At 71.8% G+C, this 21,007-nt stretch carries 17 protein-coding genes; 9 read left to right on the top strand and 8 right to left on the bottom strand.

All coding sequences use genetic code 11. The features are described 5' to 3' along the window. Nucleotides 1-174: 174 nt before the first annotated feature. The 5 genes from AB0O09_RS18800 to AB0O09_RS18780 all read right to left on the bottom strand — a co-directional run bounded on the left by AB0O09_RS18800 (nucleotide 175) and on the right by AB0O09_RS18780 (nucleotide 4,005). A complete protein-coding gene (locus tag AB0O09_RS18800) occupies nucleotides 175-690 on the bottom strand; it encodes a MarR family transcriptional regulator (protein ID WP_344628289.1) in 516 nt (171 codons plus the stop codon). A gap of 79 nt (nucleotides 691-769) precedes the next feature. Next, nucleotides 770-1,588 (bottom strand): AIM24 family protein, encoded by an 819-nt coding sequence (locus tag AB0O09_RS18795; RefSeq protein WP_363542767.1) that lies wholly within the window; start codon nucleotides 1,586-1,588, stop codon nucleotides 770-772. 248 nt (nucleotides 1,589-1,836) lie between these two features. Continuing rightward, on the bottom strand, nucleotides 1,837-2,487 hold the full coding sequence (locus AB0O09_RS18790; RefSeq protein ID WP_344628290.1) for an AIM24 family protein: 651 nt from the start codon (nucleotides 2,485-2,487) through the stop codon (nucleotides 1,837-1,839). After that, a complete protein-coding gene (locus AB0O09_RS18785; RefSeq protein ID WP_263103614.1) occupies nucleotides 2,487-3,125 on the bottom strand; it encodes an AIM24 family protein in 639 nt (212 codons plus the stop codon). The genes AB0O09_RS18790 and AB0O09_RS18785 overlap by 1 nt, the downstream gene beginning before the upstream one ends. Nucleotides 3,126-3,213: 88 nt before the next feature. Then, complete coding sequence (locus AB0O09_RS18780; protein ID WP_363542758.1) at nucleotides 3,214-4,005, bottom strand: DUF2127 domain-containing protein; 792 nt, start codon at nucleotides 4,003-4,005, stop codon at nucleotides 3,214-3,216. A gap of 173 nt (nucleotides 4,006-4,178) precedes the next feature. Here AB0O09_RS18780 and AB0O09_RS18775 point away from each other — a divergent pair, with 173 nt between their 5' ends. After that, nucleotides 4,179-4,499 (top strand): DUF3817 domain-containing protein, encoded by a 321-nt coding sequence (locus AB0O09_RS18775; RefSeq protein WP_344628292.1) that lies wholly within the window; start codon nucleotides 4,179-4,181, stop codon nucleotides 4,497-4,499. 80 nt (nucleotides 4,500-4,579) lie between these two features. Here AB0O09_RS18775 and AB0O09_RS18770 read toward each other — a convergent pair whose 3' ends face one another. Both AB0O09_RS18770 and AB0O09_RS18765 read right to left on the bottom strand, forming a co-directional pair. After that, the gene (locus tag AB0O09_RS18770; RefSeq protein ID WP_363542757.1) at nucleotides 4,580-6,193 is read right to left on the bottom strand and encodes a M4 family metallopeptidase; all 1,614 of its coding nucleotides are present in this window, start codon (nucleotides 6,191-6,193) and stop codon (nucleotides 4,580-4,582) included. A 310-nt stretch (nucleotides 6,194-6,503) separates the two neighbouring features. Beyond that, the gene (locus AB0O09_RS18765; RefSeq protein WP_363542756.1) at nucleotides 6,504-8,150 is read right to left on the bottom strand and encodes a M4 family metallopeptidase; all 1,647 of its coding nucleotides are present in this window, start codon (nucleotides 8,148-8,150) and stop codon (nucleotides 6,504-6,506) included. 483 nt (nucleotides 8,151-8,633) lie between these two features. On the opposite strand from AB0O09_RS18765, the gene AB0O09_RS18760 reads away from it, so the two are divergent. Together AB0O09_RS18760 and AB0O09_RS18755 are read left to right on the top strand one after the other, a co-directional pair. Further along, entirely contained in the window at nucleotides 8,634-9,161 is a 528-nt protein-coding gene (locus AB0O09_RS18760) for a MarR family transcriptional regulator (protein ID WP_344627263.1), read from the top strand. A 65-nt stretch (nucleotides 9,162-9,226) separates the two neighbouring features. After that, a complete protein-coding gene (locus AB0O09_RS18755; RefSeq protein ID WP_363542755.1) occupies nucleotides 9,227-9,559 on the top strand; it encodes a DUF3817 domain-containing protein in 333 nt (110 codons plus the stop codon). 168 nt (nucleotides 9,560-9,727) lie between these two features. Here the strand turns inward: AB0O09_RS18755 and AB0O09_RS18750 are convergent, their stop codons facing one another. Next, the gene (locus tag AB0O09_RS18750) at nucleotides 9,728-10,375 is read right to left on the bottom strand and encodes a TetR/AcrR family transcriptional regulator (RefSeq protein WP_363542754.1); all 648 of its coding nucleotides are present in this window, start codon (nucleotides 10,373-10,375) and stop codon (nucleotides 9,728-9,730) included. 370 nt (nucleotides 10,376-10,745) lie between these two features. On the opposite strand from AB0O09_RS18750, the gene trxA reads away from it, so the two are divergent. From trxA to AB0O09_RS18720, 6 genes are all read left to right on the top strand, one after another. Then, complete coding sequence (gene trxA, locus AB0O09_RS18745) at nucleotides 10,746-11,732, top strand: thioredoxin (protein WP_363542753.1); 987 nt, start codon at nucleotides 10,746-10,748, stop codon at nucleotides 11,730-11,732. A gap of 627 nt (nucleotides 11,733-12,359) precedes the next feature. Then, nucleotides 12,360-13,025: a DUF6230 family protein gene (locus tag AB0O09_RS18740; RefSeq protein WP_363542752.1), complete on the top strand. Its 666-nt coding sequence runs from the start codon at nucleotides 12,360-12,362 to the stop codon at nucleotides 13,023-13,025. A gap of 132 nt (nucleotides 13,026-13,157) precedes the next feature. Continuing rightward, on the top strand, nucleotides 13,158-13,727 hold the full coding sequence (locus AB0O09_RS18735; RefSeq protein ID WP_363542751.1) for a DUF6114 domain-containing protein: 570 nt from the start codon (nucleotides 13,158-13,160) through the stop codon (nucleotides 13,725-13,727). Then, complete coding sequence (locus AB0O09_RS18730; RefSeq protein ID WP_363542750.1) at nucleotides 13,724-14,899, top strand: hypothetical protein; 1,176 nt, start codon at nucleotides 13,724-13,726, stop codon at nucleotides 14,897-14,899. Before AB0O09_RS18735 ends, AB0O09_RS18730 begins: the two co-directional genes overlap by 4 nt. A gap of 323 nt (nucleotides 14,900-15,222) precedes the next feature. Beyond that, the gene (locus AB0O09_RS18725) at nucleotides 15,223-20,283 is read left to right on the top strand and encodes a LamG-like jellyroll fold domain-containing protein (RefSeq protein WP_363542749.1); all 5,061 of its coding nucleotides are present in this window, start codon (nucleotides 15,223-15,225) and stop codon (nucleotides 20,281-20,283) included. 2 nt (nucleotides 20,284-20,285) lie between these two features. Then, the gene (locus tag AB0O09_RS18720) at nucleotides 20,286-20,924 is read left to right on the top strand and encodes a hypothetical protein (protein WP_363542748.1); all 639 of its coding nucleotides are present in this window, start codon (nucleotides 20,286-20,288) and stop codon (nucleotides 20,922-20,924) included. Nucleotides 20,925-21,007 lie beyond the last annotated feature (83 nt).

The raw sequence follows: 21,007 nt of genomic DNA, 5'->3' as shown, positions 1-21,007 counted from the left end.
CATCAGGGGCGCGGGGAACCGCGCAGTCCGGATGCGGGCGAGCCCGCGCGGATCGGGGATGCACGAAGGGGCGCGGGGAACTGCGCGGGACGGAAGGCCACGGCCTGTTCTCACCGTCCCGCGCAGTTCCCCGCGCCCCTGGGTGGCTGCCCCCGTGCGCCCGGACCTGCGCCGTCAGGCGCGTCCGCGGAGGGCGCGGAGGTGTTCCGCGACCGGGGCGAGGGCCTCGTAGAGGGCGTCGATCTGCTCCGGGGTGAAGCGGTCGACGAAGTGGCTGCGGACGCTGCGGACGTGGTCCGGCGCGACCTTCTGGAGCGTCTCCCAGCCGGGTTCGGTGAGGTGGGCGTAGAGGCCGCGGCGGTCGCCCGGGCACTCCTGCCGCAGCACCAGCCCGGCGCTCTCCATCCGGGTGATCTGGTGGGAGAGCCGGCTCTTCGACTGCAGGGTGGCGGTCGCGAGGTCGGTCATCCGCATCCGGCGTTCGGGCGCCTCGGAGAGGACCACGAGGATCTCGTAGTCGTTGATGGCGAGGTTGTGCGGCTGGAGTTCGCGGCCGAGCTGGTACTCGAGCAGCTTGCTCACCTCCAGGTGGGCGCGCCAGAACTGCTGCTCGCGGGTGCTCAGCCACGGCGTCTCCTCCGCGGTGGCCGAGGAGGAGACGGCGGGGGCGTCGGTGACGTGCGTGTCCATGACCCCAGCATAGCCGTGCTTGTTAAATGTTGTACAAGTTTACGAATCCAGCCGCGCCCGGTTCACCGGTTCGGCCCCGTCAGAGGCCGAACCTCCGGCCGAGGTCGCCGAGGTTGCCCAGGCCCGGGATGTTGACGTTGGGCAGCTGCTGCCCGCCGCCGTGCGCCCCGGCACCCGGCTGGTGCGGCACCCCGCTGCCGGGCACGCCCGCCTCGGCGTGCACCACGCCGACCGAGCGCTCGGCCATCAGGGTCTCGGTCGACTGCAGCAGGACCTGGCCGGCCCCGATGAACTCGAACTGGTGCTCCTCGCCGGAGGCGCCGCCGAGCCCGGTCAGGTGGCGGAGCCCGCCGATCAGGCCGTGCATGTAGCCGTGATCGTAGTGGTGGCAGGGCGCGGGGCAGTCGGCCCAGCCGACCAGCGCCTGCGGGTCCACCCGGATGGGGGGTTCGACGAAGTGGACGGGGCCGTTGGAGGCGGCCACGAACTTGCCGGTGCCGATCAGGGTGAGGAAGCCCGGGATGATCGACTGCTTGAGCTTGAGCGAGGGCTCGAAGGCCAGCAGGTTGCCCGAGCGGACGGTGAGGTTGCCGTCCTCCAGGTCGTACGAGTTGAGGTCGAAGGCGCGGTCGGCGAGCAGCAGCTTGCCGCGGCCCTCGGCGACGACCCAGTCGGACGCGTGCAGCGGGGAGTTGAAGTTCCGCTCCAGCATCTGGTCGATGACGCCGCGGCCGATGCCCGAGAAGCGCATCTCGCCGTAGTAGGCGATCATCTTGCCCTTCTGCAGGTAGTACGCGCCGTTGAGGTCGACCGAGAAGGCGTACGGGTTGACGTTGTCGTTGACCGGCAGGCTCACGGCGTCGTGCACCACCGGGCCCTCGCCGCCGTTCTGCGGCAGCGGCGCGCCGTAGTTGCCCTGCGGCGGGGCCGGGTAGGGCTGGCCCTGCGGCGGGTACGGCTGGCCGGCCTGGGTCGGCTGGTACGCCTGCTGGTAGCCGGGCTGCGGCTGGCCCTGCGGCGGGTACGGCTGGCCCTGCGGCGGGTACGGCTGGCCGGGCGGCGGGTAGCCGGGCTGGCCGTAGGGCTGGCCGGGCTGGGGCTGGCCGTAGGGCTGCTGCCCGTACGGCGGCTGCGGCGGGTAGGACATCAGAGCTTCTCCTCGCTCGCCTGCACGTAGACCACTCCGTGGCCGGACAGCTCCAGCTGGAACGCCTCGCCCGAGCCGCGGCCGACCATGTCGCGCCAGCCGAGGGCGGTGGACAGCTTGTTGGTCACCTGGCCGCGGTGGGCCACGTACGCCTGCGGGTCGACGTGCACCGGCTGGCCGGGGCCGATCGGCAGCTCGAACACGCCGCCGTGCGCCATCACGGCGACCGAGCCGTGGCCGTCGAGCTTGGTGGTGAACAGGCCCTGGCCGGTCACCTGGCCGCGGACCATGCCCATCACGCCGCCCTGCTGGCCCATGAACATGGTCGACTGCTGCAGGGTGCCGTCGAAGGCGAGCAGCCGGTCGGCCTCCACGTAGAGGGTATCGCCGGTCAGCTCGATCACGTGGACGTTGTGGCCGCCGTGGCCGAACATCACGCTGCCCTGGCCCTCGACGGTCATCAGCGGGGTGTCCTCGTTGGCCACCCGGCGTCCGATCATCGACATGACGCCGCCCTGGCCGCCCATCACGTTGGGCGTGAAGGAGACCTCGCCGGTGTAGGCGAGCATCGAGCCGCGCTGGCTGAAGACCCGCTGGCCGGGCATGACCTTCGCCTCGACCATCTTGTTGTTGATCTTGGTGAACGGCATCAGACGTCGCCCCCGAAGGTCATCTTCTCGGAGGGCTGCACGTAGACCAGGCCCTCGCCGGCGAACTCGACCTGCATGGCCTCGCCGCCGCCCTCGCCGATGATCGTCGTCCAGCCCGCGCCCGACTTCAGGCTGCGGTTGAGGTTGCCGGTGTGCGCCACGTACGCACCCGGGTCGACCCGCAGCGGCATCCCCTGGGAGACCCGCAGGATGATCGCCGGGCCCTTGGACGTCAGTGCCGCCCAGCCGTGCCCCTCGACCTTGGTGGTGAACAGGCCGTTGCCGGACGCCATGCCGTTGAGTCCGGTGAAGGAGGTGCCGGTGTGCAGGGTCGCCTCGGTGCAGAGCAGGTTCTCCGACTCGACGTAGAGCGTCTCGCCGTTCAGCCGCACCAGGTTGACCTCGGTGGCCTTGTCGGCGAAGTAGCAGGTGCCCTGCCCCTTCACCTCCATGACCTCCATCTGCTCACCCGTCAGCCGACGCGTGACCATGCCGCGCAGGCCGTCACCGCCGCCGGACATCTTCTTGAAGTTCATCTGGCCCGTGTAGGCCACCATCGTGCCGTTGCGGGCCTTGACCGAGTCTCCCGCCATGTCGACGGCGAGCACCTTGGACCCCTGGAGTCGAAACTGTGCCACCGGGCGAATGTAGCGGCAGCCGGCCCGCACCCGGGAGGGGGCGCGGGCCTCTGGTACCGAGCTGCGACAAATCACACCGGGTCAGGGGTCAGACCGCCGGGGCCGGCTCCGCCCCGGGGACGGCGCCCGCGGCTGTCTCCACCTCCAGCAGCGAGGCCGAGTGCTTCTCCGCCTCGAAGGCGACCACGCCGCCGCGCAGGCCGAACAGCCGCTTCGACAGCATGATCCACAGCACCGCGAGGACGTTCAGCACCAGCGTGCCGATCTTCAGCGCACTGACGTGCTCGGTGAGTTCGTACACCTCCAGCGGCAGGAAGGCCGCCGTCGCCACCACCGTCAGGTACTCGGCCCAGCGGGCGCCCACCCACAGGCCGGCCGCCTCCACGATCTCGATCAGCGCGTACAGCACCAGCGCGCCGGCCACGATCAGCAGCGTGCCGTGCTTGTACTCGAAGGTCTTGCGGATCGTGTCGACGATCGGCGAGTGCTCCAGGTCCCAGTGGAAGTGGTCGGTGACGGGCCGGAACACCGAGAGGTTCTCGTCGAAGATCCGCCGCACCGCGTCCTGGCTGTTGGAGAACTTCCACACGCCCCAGGCGACGACCAGGATCAGCAGGCCGCGCAGCGCCCGCTCGATCGCGAGGAAGCGCAGGATGAACAGGTCGCGCAGGGCCTTGCCGCGCGGCACCAGCGGCGCCTCGTCGGCCGGGCCGGAGCCGTGCGGCGCGCCGAGCGCGAAGTCCCCGCAGCGCAGGCAGCGCCAGGCGTCGCCGAGCGCGGTGTGCGCGTGCAGCCGGCCGCGCAGGTCGGCCTCGTCGGGCGCGTAGGTGATGTGCCCGCGCCGCGAGCAGGTCCGCCGGTTCCAGTCGATGCGGAACATGTCCACCCCCGTGGTCGGTCGGCCCGGTCGTCGGGCCGTGCCGCAGCAGGATAGGGCCGCCCGTCGTGAGACCGGCCACCCCGGCCCCGGCGCGGCTGTTCGGTCGGTGATAATGAACGAGGCTTGTGATCGTGTTCACGAGCTCACTCGCCGACCCCTTTCCGAGGTGACCCGTGAAGACCAGCCCCGCCGTCCACCGCCTGCGACTCGTGTCCGGCCCGGAGGGCCTGTCCTTCCTGCTGCTGCTCGTGTGCTCGGTGCTCAAGCGGACCACCGACTTCAACGCGGTGCCGGTGATGGGCGCGGTCCACGGCGGCCTGTTCGTGCTGTACGTGGTCTTCCTCGCCCTGGCCTGGCAGCAGCAGCGCTGGGACGCCAAGCGCGGCATCGTGCTGTTCGTGCTGTCGGTGCTGCCCACCGGCGGCTTCTTCGCCGAGCGGATGCTCGCCAAGGAGGAGCGCGGCGAGGTGCCCGCGGCGGCCGCCGCGGCCTGACCGCCCTGGAACACCCCGGAACGACCCGACGGCCGGGCCCCCGTGGGGGAGCCCGGCCGTCGCCGTGCGCGGGGCGGGGGTCAGTTGACGTTGACCCCGCTCCAGGCCGCGCCCACCGCCTTGTACTCGGCGGAGGTGCTGCCGTAGAGGTCCTTCGCCGCGTTCAGGGTCGCGGTGCGGGCCGCCTTGTAGTTGGTGGTGGAGGTCATGTAGACGGTCAGCGCCCGGTACCAGATCTGCGCCGCCTTGGCCCGGCCGATGCCGGTCAGGGTCGCGCCGTTGGAGGTCGGGCTGTTGTAGCTGACGCCGTTGATCGTCTTCGCGCCGCTGCCCTCGGCCAGCAGGTAGAAGAAGTGGTTGGCGACGCCCGAGGAGTAGTGGACGTCCTTGTTGCCGACCGTCGAGGACCAGTAGTCCGCCGAGGCGCCGTCCTTGGAGGGCTTGTCCATGTAGCGCAGCGGGGTGCCGTTGCCGTTCAGGTTGAGCCGCTCGCCGATCAGGTAGTCCGGGGTGTCCACCGGCAGGTTGGCGTAGAACTCGACCATGGTGCCGAAGATGTCGCTGGTGGCCTCGTTCAGGCCGCCGGACTCGCCCGAGTAGTTGAGGCCCGCCGTGGCGGAGGTCACGCCGTGCGTCATCTCGTGGCCGGCCACGTCGATCGCGGTCAGCGGGTGGGTGTTGCCCGAGCCGTCGCCGTACGTCATGCAGAAGCAGCTGTCGCTCCAGAACGCGTTGACGTAGTTGTTCCCGTAGTGGACCTTGCTGTACGCGCCGACGCCGTTGTTCTTGATGCCGTTGCGGTTGAAGGTCGACTTGTAGAAGTCCCAGGTGGCGGCCGCGCCGTACTGGGCGTCCACCGCGGCGGACTGCCCGTTGGAGGCGCTGCCGTTGCCCCAGACGTTGTCGGCGTCCGTGTACAGCGTCCCGTTCTTGTCGACGGTGTACTGGCCGCCGCGGGTGTTGTCCTTCAACTGGTACGTCGAGCCGGTGTAGTTGGTGGTCAGGGTGACCGAGCCGACGAAGACGCCCTTGCCGCTGCCGGTCGCGTTGGAGGTGCGGATCTGCTCCTCGGAGGAGAGCACCGCGCCGGTCGTGGCGTCGGTGACGACCAGGCGGCTGCTCGGGGTGCCGTCGGCGCGCATGCCCTCGACGGTCGTCCGGTAGGCGAGCCGCGGGGCGCCGGAGGCGGCCCACACCACCAGCTCCGCGCCGCCCGCCGCGCCGACCGAGGTCAGCGCCGGCTCGTCCGCGTCGGCGGACTTCCCGACGGTGGCGGCGACGGCGCCGTGCGCCCCGGCGGCGGCCTGCGCGGCGGTGAGCTTCGGGCTGAGCGAGGCGGGGGCGACCGAGCCCTGGACGGCGCGGTCGACGGCCTTCACGGCGCCCTTGGCGTCCTGGTGCACGACCAGGTCGCCGCCGAGCACCGGCAGGCCGGCGAAGGTCCGGTCGAAACGCAGGTGGCGGGTGCCGTCGGCGTCGACGACGGCGTCCTTGACGACGAGCTGCTCCTGGCCGGAGAGGCCGAGGGTGCGGGCCGCGGCGGGGGCCTCGGCGCCTGCCCGGGCGAGCAGCGCGGCCCGCTGCTGCGCGGCGGCCGGGGCGGGGGCGGCCTGGGCGCCCGCGGCGACCTGGATCGCGCCGGCGAGCAGGGCCGAGGTGGAGAGGACGGCGCCGAGGGCGAGCTTTCGCTTCACGTACGGGTTCCTTCCGGATCAACCGCGTGTGCGCGGTCGCGCATCGCTCCGGGGCACCGGGTCCGGTGCCGACTGGGGCGGAACGAGCGCTGACGTGCTGCTCCGTGCGGTCATGCGGCGCGGGACCGGTTGGGGTGGCCGGTCGGACGCCGCACGGGGCTGGAAGGAAGCATGACAAGACGGTTCGTCAAATGACAGATGTATGACAAGAGTTGGCGCATTTCTGTCATCGCCGGTCGGGCCGGACACGAGGCAGCAGCCGGGCCTCCCCTCCGGAGGGCCCGGCTGCTGCGTCTTCAACCGCGGTGCGTCAGCTGACGTTCACCGCGGCCCAGGCAGCGGCAACCTGGGCGTACTCGGCGGAGCCGGCGCCGTAGAGGTCCGACGCCGCGTTCAGGGTCGCGGTGCGCGCGCCCTTGTAGTTGGTGGTGGAGGTCATGTAGACGCTCAGCGCCCGGTACCAGACCTGCAGCGCCTTGTCGCGGCCGATGCCGGTGACGGTGGAGCCGTTGTAGGTCGGGCTGTTGTAGCTGACGCCGTTGATCGTCTTCGCGCCGCTGCCCTCGGCCAGCAGGTAGAAGAAGTGGTTGGCGACGCCGGACGAGTAGTGGACGTCCAGGGAGCCCACGGAGGAGGACCAGTAGTCTGCCGAGCCGCCGTCCTTGGAGGGCTTGTCCATGTAGCGCAGCGGCGAGCCGTCGCCGTTGATGTTGATCAGCTCGCCGATCAGGTAGTCGCCCTTGTCGGCGGCCAGGTTGGCGTAGAACTCCACGCCGGTGCCGAAGATGTCGCTGGTGGCCTCGTTCAGGCCGCCGGACTCGCCGGAGTAGTTCAGGCCGGCGGTGTTGGCGGTGACGCCGTGGCTCATCTCGTGGCCGGCCACGTCCAGCTCGGTCAGCGGGTGGGTGTTGGACGCACCGTCGCCGTACGTCATGCAGAAGCAGGAGTCGTCCCAGAACGCGTTGACGTAGTTCCGGCCGTAGTGCACCCGGCTGTAGGCGCCGACGCCGTTGTTCTTGATGCCGTTGCGGCCGAAGGTGTTCTTGTAGAAGTCCCAGGTCACGGCCGCGCCGTACTGGGCGTCCACGGCGGCGGACTGGCTGCTGGAGACCAGGCCGGTGCCCCACGCGTTGTCGGTGTCGGTCAGCAGCGTGCCCGCGCCGGACGTCTTGTTGTTCAGCGTGGTGGTGTACTGGCCGCCGCGGGTGGCGTCCTTCAGCTGGTACGTCGAGCCGGTGTAGTTGGTGGTCAGGGTGACCGAGCCAACGAAGACGCCCTTGCCGCTGCCGGTCGCGTTGGTGGTCTGCACCTGCTCGTGGCTGGAGAGGACCTCGCCGCTCGCGGCGTCGGTGACCAGCAGCTGGCGGCTCGGGGTGCCGTCGGCGCGCATGCCCTCGACGGTGGTCTGGTAGGCCAGGCGGGGCTTGCCGGAGGCGGCCCAGACGACCAGCTTGCCGCCCGCGGGCGCGGCGACCGAGGTCAGCGCGGCCTCGTCGGCGTCCTTGGCGACACCGACGGTGGCGGCGACGGCGCCGTGCGCCTTGGAGGCGGCCTGCGCGGCGGTGAGCTTCGGGCTGAGCGTGGCCGGGGCGACCGAGCCCTGGACGGCGCGGTCGACGGCCTTCACGGCGCCCTTGGCGTCCTGGTGCACGACCAGGTCGCCGCCCAGGACGGGCAGGCCGGCGAAGGTGCGCTCGTAGCGCACGTGCCGGGTGCCGTCGGCGTCGACGACGGCGTCCTTGACGACGAGCTGCTCCTGGCCGGAGAGGCCGAGGGTGCGGGCCGCGGAGGGCGCCTCGGCGCCGGCCTGCGCGATGAGCGCGGCACGCTGCTCGGCGGGGGCGGCGGGGCCCACCGGAGCGGGGGAGGCCTGCGCGATACCGGCGCTGACCTGGATTGCACTGGCGAGGACCGCCGACGCAGAGAGAACGGCTCCGACTGTCAGCTTTCGCTTCACGTACGGGTTCCTTCCGGATCAACCGCGTGTGCGCGGTGGCGCCGCGTTCCGGGGCACCGGGGTTAGTGCCTGCTGGGGCGGAACGGGCGCGGACGTGCTGCTCCGTGCGGTTCGATGACGTCCGCCGGAGGGGTGGGGGCCGGCGGGTCGAACGAAGCTGGCGAGAAGCATGACAATGCAGATCGTGAAATGACAGGTCTCGATCGGGAGTTGGCCACCACTCGCCATCCGGACGTGAGCCTGCAAAGCGCCCGAAGCGCCCAATTCGCCCGTCCGATCGGTCGTTTCGATGCGGAGGAAACCCGTATGATCGCGTTCCGGCTCCAACTCCGGTCGCCGGAAGCAAGATTGCGGGCGTGTTTCGGCCGTGCGGAGCCCTGGTACGGACCAGAAATCACTTGGCGTGATCCCGCCAGAACCGGCCCTTGTCCACCATCGTGGACACCTGCTACCCCGTCCCCCGTACGCCGGTACGGTGGAAGAGTGCCCAAGCCCCTCGCCCTCGACTTCGACCCGATCGCCCGCGCCGGTGACCTGTGGACCCGCCGCTGGGGCGCCGTCCCGTCCATGGCGGCGATCACCTCGGTGATGCGCGCCCACCAGATCCTGCTGTCCCGGGTGGACGCCGTGGTGAAGCCCTACGGCCTCACCTTCGCCCGGTACGAGGCGCTGGTGCTGCTCACCTTCAGTAGGGCCGGCCAGCTGCCGCTCTCCAAGATCGGCGAGCGCCTCATGGTGCACCCGACGAGCGTCACCAACACCGTCGACCGCCTGGAGCGGGACGGCCTAGTCGCCCGCCGCCCCAACCCCGCCGACGGCCGCGGCGTCCTCGCCGCGATCACCGACCGCGGCCGCGAGGTGGTCGAGCAGGCCACCCGCGAACTGATGGCCATCGACTTCGGCCTGGAGGGCTACGACGACGAGCAGTGCGCGCAGGTCTTCGAGCTGCTCCGTCCGCTGCGGGTGGCGGCCGGCGATTTCTCCCCGTCCGCGGAGGAGGGCGGGGCCTGACCCGGCCGGTGCGTCCGGCGGGGGTGCGGCCGGAGCGGCCGCCGCCTGCGGTTACCCTCGTCGGTATGAAGCAGAGCGTGCTGACCCGATACCGGGCGCTGGCGTACGTCACCGGCGTCCTGCTGATCCTGCTGACCGCCGGCGTGATCGCCAAGTACGTGCTGGACGTCTCGGGCGCGAGCGGCTTCACCAGCGCCGTCGGCATCGCGCACGGCTGGCTGTACGTGGTCTACCTGGTTCTCGCCTTCGACCTGGGCACCAAGGCGAAGTGGCCGATGGGCAGGCTGGCCTGGGTGCTGCTGGCCGGCACGATCCCGACCGCCGTCTTCTTCGTGGAGCGCAAGGTCTCCCGCGACGTCGCCCCGCTGATCGAGACCCCGGAGCCGGTCTCCGCCTGAGCCCCCGCCCGCCTCTGCGACCGAGCCCCTCCCCGCCCCGGGGAGGGGCTCCGGCGTTCCGGGGTCCGGTCCGCGCCGTCGACGGGTCGTATGACGCCCGGACCAATCGGCGGGGGCGTTCCGGCCGCCGCCCTCCGGCCGGCGGCGGGTGCCGTGAGGCCCTCCGGCTCAGGCGTCCAGGCCGACGAGGGCGCTCAGCATCAGGGTGGTGAAGCGGTCCAGCCAGCGGCGGGTGATGGGTTCGCCGGCGACCAGGAGCCGGTGCTCGACGGCGCCCGCGATCATGTCGAAGACGAGGTCGATCTCCTCGCAGGCGGCCGCCTCGTCCTGGTCCGAGCGGAGCTCGCCGCGGGCCTGGGCGTTGGCCCGTCCCGTCCGGACGAGGTGCTTCTGCGGGTCGACGATGCGTTCGCGGATGCGCAGCCGCAGCTGAGGGTCCCGGCTGCCCTCGGCGAACAGCGCCATCAGCGCGGCCTGCGACTCCGGCCGGGCGAGCAGGTCGGCGAACTGGGCGACGGTGGCGGCGATGTCCGCCCGCAGGCTGCCGAGGTCGGCCATCTCCAGTTCGTCGAAGAGGCTGGCGACGGCGTCGACGACCAGTTCGTTCTTGGACGGCCAGCGCCGGTAGAGGGTGGTCTTGGCGACGCCGGCCCGGGTGGCGACGTCGCCCATGGTGAGGCCGCCCCAGCCGAGTTCGGCGAGGGCTTCACGGGTGGCGTCGAGGATCGCCCGGTCGGCGGCAGCGCTGCGCGGACGGCCCTTGCCACGGGGAAGGGCGGCGTCCGGGGCAGCCGGCTGCTGGGTGGTGGGGGCCACCGAGCCTCCTAGCTGAAAATTTACCGGTTGGTAACTTGGTCGGTCCGGGTAAAGGTAGCGACCGGAACCCCCGGTCAGCAGCCACCGGCGGGCGGAAAGTGGGGCAGGTCACGTCCTGCGGCCCCGAGGGGGTCTTGCGGGACGGGCCCGGGATGGAGATACGCTACGACTCGTAGCGAAAGAGCGGCAACCACGCGTCGTGCCCATGGGATCGGGCCGGTGCGGGGCGCGGATGGGGATCCGCGCCGGCAGCGGCTACACACCGGGAGGCGGCCCCCGACGCACGGTCGGGTGGCGCAGGCGCGACGGCTCGGCGAGGTTTCCGGCCGGTTGGCGCCCGTCACCCGTGCGGACGGGGGAGGATGGTGCCATGCAGTCACGGAATTCGCGTCTCAACAGCGCCGCCCTTCGCGGAGCGGTCGACCTCGCCGCGGTCAAGGCGGCCGGCGAGGCAGCCCAGAAGGCCGAGCAGGCCCGGGCCGATCGGGCCCGGCAGGCCGCGGCCGGCGGCGACACCGCACCCGCGCCCCACCAGCTAGTCCTCGACGTCACCGAGGACACCTTCGAGGCGGAGGTCGTGCAGCGCTCGGCCGAGGTCCCGGTCGTGGTCGACTTCTGGGCCGAGTGGTGCGGCCCGTGCAAGCAGCTCAGCCCGATCCTGGAGCGCCTGGCCGAGGAGTACGCCGGCCGGATCGTGCTCGCCAAGATCGACGTCGACGCCAACCAGCTGATCGCCCAGCAGTTCGGCATCCAGGGCATCCCGGCCGTGATGGCCGTGGTGGCGGGCCAGCTCGTCCCGCTGTTCCAGGGCGCCGAGAACGAGGCCAACGTCCGCAAGATCCTCGACCAGCTGATCGCGGTCGCCGAGCAGCGCTTCGGCATCACCGGCCTGTCCGCGGACGCGGCCGGCGGCGAGGCCGCGGCGCAGGCACCGCGGCTGCCGTCCGACCCGGCGCTGGAGGCGGCGCACGACGCGCTGGACCGCGGCGACCTCGGCGGCGCCGTCCAGGCGTACCGGAACGTGCTGTCCGACCAGCCCGGAAACACGGAGGCCAAGCTGGGCCTGGCCCAGGCCCAGCTGCTGCAGCGGGTCGAGGGCATGGACCCCCAGCAGGTGCGGGCGGCGGCCGCCGCCGGCCCGAAGGACGTCGAGGCGCAGCTGCGCGCGGCCGACCTGGACCTGGTGGGCGGGCACGTCGAGGACGCCTTCGGGCGGCTGGTGGACACCGTCGGCCGGACGGCCGGCGAGGACCGGGACGCCGCGCGGCTGCGGCTGCTGGAGCTCTTCGAGGTCATCGGCCCGGAGGACCCGCGGGTGGTCGCGGCGCGCAGCGCCCTCGCCCGGGTGCTCTTCTGACGGCAGTGGCCGGGCGGTTTTGCCGCGGCCGGGTGCAGTGGCCCGGCCCGAGCGGGTGGCACGGCGTGTGACCTGCGGTGTCGCTGGGGATTTGGCGACAATCCAGGAGATTTTGTAGAGCTTAATCAAATCTTGACAACCACCCTCGGCCGGTCACGCTCAGTGGCCGGCTGAGGTGTTTCGGCGCCGTTTCCTGCGGATTGCGGATGTGTCGCCCACGGTGAATGTGACGCAGAGTAATCGAGCCTCTGTTTCCATGATCAACGGCGCACACTGTTGGATTACCCGTCAGTAATCGACCCCTTGTGTTCGGCCCGGGATTCCAGCACGATCGGCCCACGCCCGGTCCCGCTCAGGGAATCCCCATCGGGTAACCGCCGGCCCCGGTCGGCGGTTGGAGGGCAGGGGGGTAGCCGCAGATCCCACACGCGGTTCCTGTCCTTTCTGCGACCGCGCAGCCGTGCGGTCGCCGGTTGTCGCTCGGGGGTGATCGCCATGTCCGTCGGCCCACGACGCGCTGGCGCTCTCCGCTACCGAGGACGTAGCTCTCTCCCATCCCAGGCCCGGGCCGGTGCGGGACGCACCGGACACGGCCGGAGATGTACGTCCTAGAAGGAGGACACACGCATGTCCCAGACTTTCGGCAAGACCAGCTGGAAGCGCTTCGGCATCGCCATGGTGCCGGGCATCGCCGCCACCGCGGCGATCGGCGTGGCGCTGGCCAACAACGCGCTCGCCGCCTCGTTCAACGTCTCCGGCCAGCGCTTCAAGGTCACCGCCGAAGACCTGACGGGTGAGAACTTCGCCCAGTTCGGCTCGTACGACTTCGAGACCAACGGCACCCCGCACGCGGTCGCGATCTCCGCGTTCGACACGGCCACCATCAAGGGCATGTGCCAGTCCGTGGTCAGCGAGCCCGCGCTGCTCGGCCTGAAGCTGCCGAAGGTGACCCTGCGCCTGGAGGCCGGCAAGAGCGACGACGTCAAGAAGCAGGTGTCCGCACAGAACCTGCTGATCGACCTCGACCAGCTCTCGGCCGACGCCGAGTTCACCGACATCAACATCGGCCAGGACGCCTCGACGCTGAAGACCAGCGCCACCGCCAACTGGAAGAACATCCAGGGCAGCGGCAAGCCGTCCGGCCTGCTCGGCTTCTCGCAGACCGCCCCCAAGGCGCACCTGACCAACGTGAAGCAGACCGCGTGGGCCACCTCGGCCGGCACCTTCAAGCTCAACGGCCTGGACCTCAAGCTGTACGTCGGTGACGACGGCAACGGCAAGGAGTGCTACTGATCCTCGTCTGACGGTGCGCCGACCGGTGCACCGCGATGACGGATCCCGCGGCCGGAGGCGGGCGCCCGCCCGCCCCCGGCCGCAGCTCAGGCGTTTCCTCCCCCTCGCAGCGAACCATCGAGGAGTTGCATCGTGTCCAGCGCAACTGCCCAGACGTGGCCCGAGAACGACGGCGGCATCAACCTGCGGCTGCGGTTCCGCAACTGGCGCCGCTCGCGGCCGTTCTGGGGCGGCCTGCTGGCCATGATCGCCGGCGTGCCCATCCTGTACTTCCCCTACGCCGAGCTGAACCTCGCCGGCATGACCGTGTCGATGGCCACCACCGCGGGCGCCGGTTCACTCATCATCGGCATCCTGATGATGTGCCTCGGCCTGACCGCGTGGTTCCAGCCGCTGGTGCGGATCTTCTGCGGCGTGGCGACCACGCTGCTCGCACTGATCTCCATCCCGGTCTCCAACCTCGGCGGCTTCGGCTTCGGCCTGATCCTCGGCCTGATGGCCGGCGGCCTGCTGATGGCCTGGGCGCCGCTCAAGCCCGTCGCCGCCGTCGAGGAGGCGCCCGCCACGGAGCCCGCCGCCGAGGCCGCCACGGCGGACTCCACGGCCGAGGCCCCGGTCGAGACCACCCGGCCGCTGCTGCCCGCCCAGCAGACCCCGGCCGACGACGCCGCACCGGCGGCCGACCCGGGGGAGCAGCGGTGACCGACCGGGACGAGTCCGCCGCAGCCGCCGTGCCCGGTCCCCGCCACGCCGCGCCGCGGACGAGCGTGCGCCGCCGCATCCGCGGCCGGGTGATGGCGATCGCCGCCGTGCCCACTGCGATGCTGGTGGGTGCCGCCTACACGCCGACCACGCTCGCCGTCGCCGACACCCAGAGCGACAAGGCCTGCGCCACGGCTCCGGACACGGTGATCGAGGAGACGCCCGTCCCCAAGAGCGAGATCAAGGTGCTGGCGGCGCCGTCCGCCACGGCCAAGGCCGGGACCAAGAAGTCCGGCGCGACCACCTCGCCCTCCACGGTCAAGGTGCCCGTCCCGACCGCCACGGCCACCTCGGCGAAGCCCTCCCCGTCGGCCGACGCCACGCCTCCGAACGTGATCGGCGACATCCTCACCGGCATCGGTGACGTCTTCAAGCCGCTGACCGGCACCACGCCGACGCCGACCGCGGCGCCGAGCACTACCGCGAAGACCGTCACCACCCAGGCGGCCACCGCCCCGGCCGCGAGCGCCTCCGCCGCGCCGAAGGCGGCCGCGACGCCCGCCCCCGCCGTGAAGGCGGCCACGCAGTCGGCGAGCCCGTCGGCCTCCCCCTCGCCGTCCGCCACCGGCCCGAACTGCCTGGTGGACACCAGCAAGGAGAAGGCGCTGGCGGCGCCGACCGGCCACGTGGTGCCCGACCAGAACTGGGTGCTGCACTCCAGCAAGCTCGCCCTGCACGGCTCGGTGTTCAACGGCGTGTACGACGTGAAGACGCCGACCGGTTCCAAGCGCGTCCTGAAGTTCACCACCGCCTCGGTGGACATCGGCGACCTCGACATGTCGACGATCGAGGTGAAGGGCAAGACCTTCCACGTGAAGGCCGCGCCCGGCACCACCTCGACCATGCGCAACGGCCCGATCACCATGTACGTGGAGAGCCTCTCCGGTCACCTCTCGGCGATCTACGGCCTGCCGATCCCGATCGACCTGGGCGAGATCACCCTCACCCCGGACACCCTGCCCAAGTGGCTGTGGGACCTGATCGGCTCCGTGCCGATCCCGCTCGACATCACCCTGGACAAGGCCAAGGCCGTCCAGGCAGGCCAGTTCGGCGGCACCCTCAAGATCCCGGGCATGCACCTCTTCAACGACGACCAGCCGTACGACGGCTGAGCCCACCCGTCGCACCCCGCGGCCCGGCCGGACCTCCGGCCGGGCCGTCGGCGTTGTATGTATCTGACATATCGTCAATTTACTTGCTGTAATAGTTGGTTGACGGCGGCCCTCCCTCTGATCGGCGGGGGTCGAACCCGCCGGACGGGGGTGCCCGGGTCGTTCGTCTGCGTGTGAAGATTCAGTTCGCCCACGGGGGGTGGGCTTTACGGGACCTGCGCAACCGCGGGCCCGGAAGCACGGGCTGCGGCCGGACACGAGGACGGCCGGCGCGGTGCTGCGCGCCCTCCTGGGTCCGGACGACCCCAGGAGACCGCAACCCCATGACGACCGCACAGGCCGGACACCCACGCAGGGCCCGGCACGCCCTGGCCCGGTGGTTCACGGCCACCGCGCTGGTGACCTCGGCGTCACTGGTGATGGCCGCCGCACATGCCGTGCCCGCCCTGCCCGTCGCGCCCGGCGCCGACGGCCCGGGACTGCCCGGGTACGCGGTCAACGGCGAGGTGGCGCACTTCGACTTCGAGTACAGCGGCGACCAGGAGTCGCCCAACACCGTGCCGAACGGACCCCGTGGCATCCACCGCAACGGTGCCGTCGTCGGCCCGCGCACCGACAACGAGGCGGTCTGGGGCATCCCGGACCGCGCCGTCAGGTCGCTGCGGCTGAACGGCACCGACCAATACATGTCCGTGCCGCTCACCGTGCCCACCGAGGAGTCCTTCTCGGTGTCCGCCTGGGTCAAGCCGGCCAAGATCGGCGGCAGTTCCTACTCGGTGATCACCGAACCCGGCAGCCGCGTCTCCGGCTTCTACCTGAAGATCAATCCGGACGGCCGCCCGCTCTTCGGCATGCCTCGCGGAGACTCCGAGAACACCGGCTGGGACACCGCCAACGGCACCGCCCCGCTCGTTGCGGACCAGTGGACGCACCTGACCGGCGTGTACGACGCGGCTGCTGGCGAGATCCGGCTCTACGTCAACGGTACCCGGGCCGGCCGCGCCGTCCGCACCGCCACCTGGCACGCCCAGGGCCAGATCGAGGTCGGCCGCGGCGAATGGGCCGGAGCACCCGCCGACGGCTTTCCCGGCCGGATGACCGACGTGCGCATCTGGCAGCGTGCCCTGCCCGACCTGGAGGCGGCCGACATCGCCATCGCCGACCGGGTGATCCGCAGCGACCGCTGCACCGGCGGCGACTACCTGCACTCCGGCGGGCCCAAGCTCAAGACGATGATGGCGACGGCGCTCAACGGGTCGCTCGCCGACGTCCACGCGGCGACCGCGAGCGCCTGGGGCTACGGCCCCGCCGCCCTCGCCAACCTGGAGGACCAGAAGGACCAGCGGGCGATCCAGGACGCCGAACTCGCCCGCGAACAGGCGTGGACGGCCGTCACCAAGCCGTTCGCCGTGCACGGCCCCGACTACGTCACCTTCTTGAACCCGCCCGGCTACGGGGCTCCCGTCTTCGCCTTCCTCGGTAGCGGCGCGACGACCTCCGACGGCCCGCCCAAGCCCTCCAAGGCCGCCCTGGACAAGGCTGTCGCCATCAGCAAGGAGCGGGCCAACCCGCAGGGCTGGGACGCCTACACCCTCTACGCCAACGAGGACGCGCTGAAGCGCCTCTCCGCCTACCAGATCGCCAGGTTCATCCGGCAGGGTGGATTCCCGTCGGCAGCCCCGGCCAAGGGCTCACTCGAATTCCGCACGGAGGTCGAGGAGCTCAAGACACAATGGGCCGGCTGCGACAGCACCGACCCGCTCGACCCCGACCACAGGCTCGATGACGTCGTCGCCACGGCGAGCGCGGAGTGGCAGGCGGAACAGGCCGCCCAGGCAAAGCCGCGCGCGGACATCGCCGCCGCCGACATCCAGGCGTACACCGACCTGCGCACGGCGACCATCGCCATGGTCGAGGCTCAGGGCCAGGGCTTCGTCGTCAGCCGCATGCTGGCCTTCCAGAAGTACTGGCAGGGTCGGCCCAGGACCGACGCGGACTATCCCAAGCCGGAGAAGTTCACCCAGGCCGCCACCGAGACCGCCAACGCCAAGAAGGCGATCTCCGCACAGCTCGCGATTGCCCAGAAGGCAGCGGCCTCCGCGAAGTCCCAGGCCGACAAGGCCGCCGTTGCCCAGACCGAGGCCGGGAGGACCGCCGCGGCCGACGGCACCCCGTACGGCCGCGGCCTTACCTACGCCCAGCAGTCCGTTCAGGTCGCCAAGGCCTCCGCGGCCGCCGCGCAGACCGCCGCCAAGGCCATTGAGACCACCCTCGGCACGGTGTCCGCCACCCAGGCCGACAGCCAGGCCCTGTACGCACTGGCGGACACCCAGACCCGCGCCGCCCAGGCGGAGTTCAAGCGCGCCGCCGCGCAGGAGGCCGCCGACCAGGCCAAGGCCTCGGCGACCGCCGCAGCCCTCCAGGCCGAGCAGGCGGCCAAGGCCGCCGCCCGCGCCAAGGCCGACCGCGAACAGGCCCACCAGGCCGAGCAGGCGGCCAAGGCCGCCGCCGACGACGCGCACGCCAAGCGGACCGTCGCCGAACAGGAACGCGCCGCCGCGGCCGCCGCCAGGCAGCGGGCCGATGCGGAACACGCGAAGGCCGCCGCGGCCGAGGCCCGCGCCAAGGAGCAGCAGGCCGCCGCCGCGAGCGCCCTCGGCACTGCCGAGGGCGCCGAGCGGACCGCCGCCCAGAAGAAGGACGCGGCGCTCGCCGCCGAGGCTCGGGCAGCCGAGGCCCGTGATGCCGCAGTCGCCGCGGAAGCCCGCCGCGACGCCACCCGGGCCCGGCAGGAGTCGCTGGAGGCCGCAGCCGCGGCGGCCGAGGGCACCGATGCCGCCCAGGCCACCCGCAAGGCCGCGAACGAGGCCAAGGCCGCCGCCGACCAGGCATCCGGGGCCGCGACCGGGGCGCGTGCCGACGCGGACCAGGCCACCCGGGCCGCTGTCGACGCGCGTACCGCCGCCACCCAGGCCGCCGGCGCGGCCGCCCGCGCCAGGTCGGCCGCCGACGGAGCCCAGGCGGACTACACCGTCACCAGCGCCGCCGTCGCCACCGCCCACGCCGCGGTCGCCGACGCGGTCGCCGCCTCTGCCCAGGCCACGCGGAACGTCGAGACCGCCGCCGTCGAAGCGGACAAGGCGGCCGCGGCCACCGTGAAGGCCAAGCAGGCCGCAGCGGCCTCCCGCACCGAGGCCGACCAGGCCGCGGCCGACAGCGCCCGGACGGCAGGCCAGGCCTACGCCGCCTCGCTCGCCGCCCTGTCCGCCCGCGACGCGGCCGGCGCCGCAGCCGTCTCCGGCGACCGGGCGGTCGCCCTCGGCACACCGTTCCGTCAGACCGACTCCTCGGCGGCCCTCGCCGCCCTGATCGGCCAGGCCGGAAAGACCCTCGCCCAGCAGCAGGCCGACGCCGCCAAGGCCCGTGCCGACGAGGCCGCCCAGGCCGCCCGGGACGCCGCAGCACTCGCGGCCAAGGCCGACGCCGCAGCCAAGGCAGCAGCCCAGGCCGCGGCCAATGCGGCGGCCGACACCGCGAGGGCCGTCGCCTCGCTGCAGGCCGCCCGCACCTCCGCAGCCCAGGCCGCGGCCGAGGCGGAGGCGACCAAGAAGTCCGGGGCCGCGACCGAGTCCTACAACGGCCAGGCGTTCGTCGACTCGGGCGCCGCCCACGTCGCGGCCACGGAGGCCAAGGCCGACGCGGACGCCGCCGACGCCTCCGCTACCGAGGCGGAGCACAACGCCGCCGGCGCCCGGCAGGCCGCCACCGACGCCGAGCACAGCGCGGCCGCCGCCAAGCAGGCCGCCGCCAACTCCGACCAGTACGCGACCACCGCCGAGCAGGCCGCCGCCAACGCCCGCCAGAGCGCCGAGGAGGCCCAGGCCGCCTCCAACCGGGCCGAGGCCAAGCGCGACAAGGAGGTCCTGGAGAAGGGCGGCGCCACCGGCGTCGGAGGCATGTTCACCCAGCAGACCGTCGAACCGCTGGAGGACCCCAAGCCCGAGAACGAGTGCGTCCTCGGCATGGGCAACAGCGGCTGCGACGTCACCTTCCGGCTGCGCTTCAAGCTGACGGTCGACTTCTACCTCTGCACCGATCCGAACGCCGGACCGGACGTCACCGCCGCCACCTGCCCGGCCGCCAACATCGTCTGGCTCGGCGACGACACCGGCGAGCGGACCACCACGATCACCAAGCACTTCAGCAACTGGGACATCACCAAGATCGTTGACAAGGCCGTGCTCCAGGGCCTGTGGCAGGGACTCACGGACGACTTCGTCAAGTGCGCCCACTTCGACCTGGGCGGCTGTGCCTGGGCGGCCACATGGCTCGTCCCGCCGTCCAAGATCGCCAAGGCGGTCGAGTTGATCCGCGCCCTGGACGCCTCCCTGCACACCGGTGTCGGCATCCGTGACTCCTACCTCGCCCTCAAGGCGCTCGGCCTGGACGCCAAGGTGACCGCCACCATCGAGCAGGAGGTCCACCTCGTCGAGGAGGCGTTCACCGCCTGCAAGCTCAACAGCTTCCCGGCCGGGACCCAGGTCCTGATGGCCGACGGGTCCCACCGGGCGATCTCGGCCGTCAGGGTGGGCGACCTCCTGGCCGCCACCGACCCGCGTACCGGCGCCACCGTCGCGGAGCCGGCCACCGCGATCTTCGCGCACACCACGCAGCGCCTGGTCGACGTCCACCTCGCCGACGGCGGCAGGCTCACCAGCACGGCGGGTCACCGCCTGTACGTCACCCAGCACGGCTGGACCCTCGCGTCCGACCTTCGGGCCGGTGACCTGCTGCACTCGGCAGACGGAACGGAACACGCGGTCAGCGCCGTCGAGGACCGGGACGGAATCGCAGCCCAGACGGTCTTCGACCTGACCGTCAGCGGACTTCAGACGTTCCACGTCCGGACCGAGGGAGACCGCCCGCAGGACATCCTCGTCCACAACTGCAACAACCTGGCCGCGGACGCCCAGGAGTTCCCCAGGATCGCACACACCCTGTCCGAGCACGTCAACGTCGACCGTGCGGAGGCGGAACGGTTGGCACGGGTGAAGCTGGAAAGGGGGGACGCCGGACTCAACGGAGTGTTCATCGACGAGCAGACCGCTCAGCAGGTCGTCGACTACGGCGTCGCGGACTACCTCGCCAAGAACAAGGAGAACCGCAAGAAGCTCAGCCAGTGGATGGCCAACCGGGACGACACCACAACGCTCTTCAAGATCAAGGGCAGGTTCGGGGCGAACAACTCGATCGGCACCATCTACTTCCACGACGGCCGCACGCCGGTGGCGGCCAACAACGAATACACGATCCTGTTGAAGAAGATGCCGGGGCACCCGCGCGGCTACATCGTCTCGTCGGCCTTCCCGTCGGGAATGGGGTGAAGATGACCGCCAACCGTTCCGAGGGCGACTTCGGACTCACCGGACTGACCCATCGCTTCCACGAGGAGTGGGGGCGGGACAGCACCGCGCAGGAGCTCGTCGCCCGCAGCGCCGCGGAGGGCGGGGGCGTCAACGCGTACGCGATCCGCGCGGACGTGGCCCGACTGCTCGGCTCCCGGTTGCCGGACACGGACCTGACCGCACTCTGGCAGGCGGCGACCGGCCGCCGGTACAACCTGGAGTACCTGGGCATCGGCATCCGCGACTGGTTGGGCGAGGTCGCGGCGATCTGCGCCGAGCGGTCGGGCGGTCCGGTCCCGGCCCCCGGCCCGGCCGGACCGGGGGAGCAGGCGGTCGCGGACGCCGTGCTGGACGAGCTGCGGCTCGCCGGCCCCGCGCTGGCCGCCGCCACGGAGAGCCGGATCGAGCAGGAGGTGGCCGGCGTCGTCCCCGCCCTGGAGTCGGCCCTCGGTGAGGTCGGCCCGGACCTCACCTTCCGGCTGTTCCTGCGGGCGATGGGCGAGTACTGGGTGTCGATCGATCGCGCGCAGTACGACCGGTACCGCTCGCTGGGCGAGCGGCTCGGCCACGGGGAGCTCCACGTGAACGACGTGGACTTCCTGGTGGACCTGGACGCCTGAAACGCCGAGCCGCTCGCCCAGCGAGCGGTACCGGTCGTACTGCGCGCGATCGATCGACACCCAGTACTCGCCCATCGCCCGCA

This window comes from Kitasatospora sp. NPDC093679 (genome assembly GCF_040683455.1).
Classification (GTDB): Bacteria; Actinomycetota; Actinomycetes; order Streptomycetales; family Streptomycetaceae; genus Kitasatospora; species Kitasatospora arboriphila.
The sequence above is the reverse complement of the archived record's forward strand: the minus strand, read 5'-3'. Positions and strand labels throughout refer to the sequence as shown.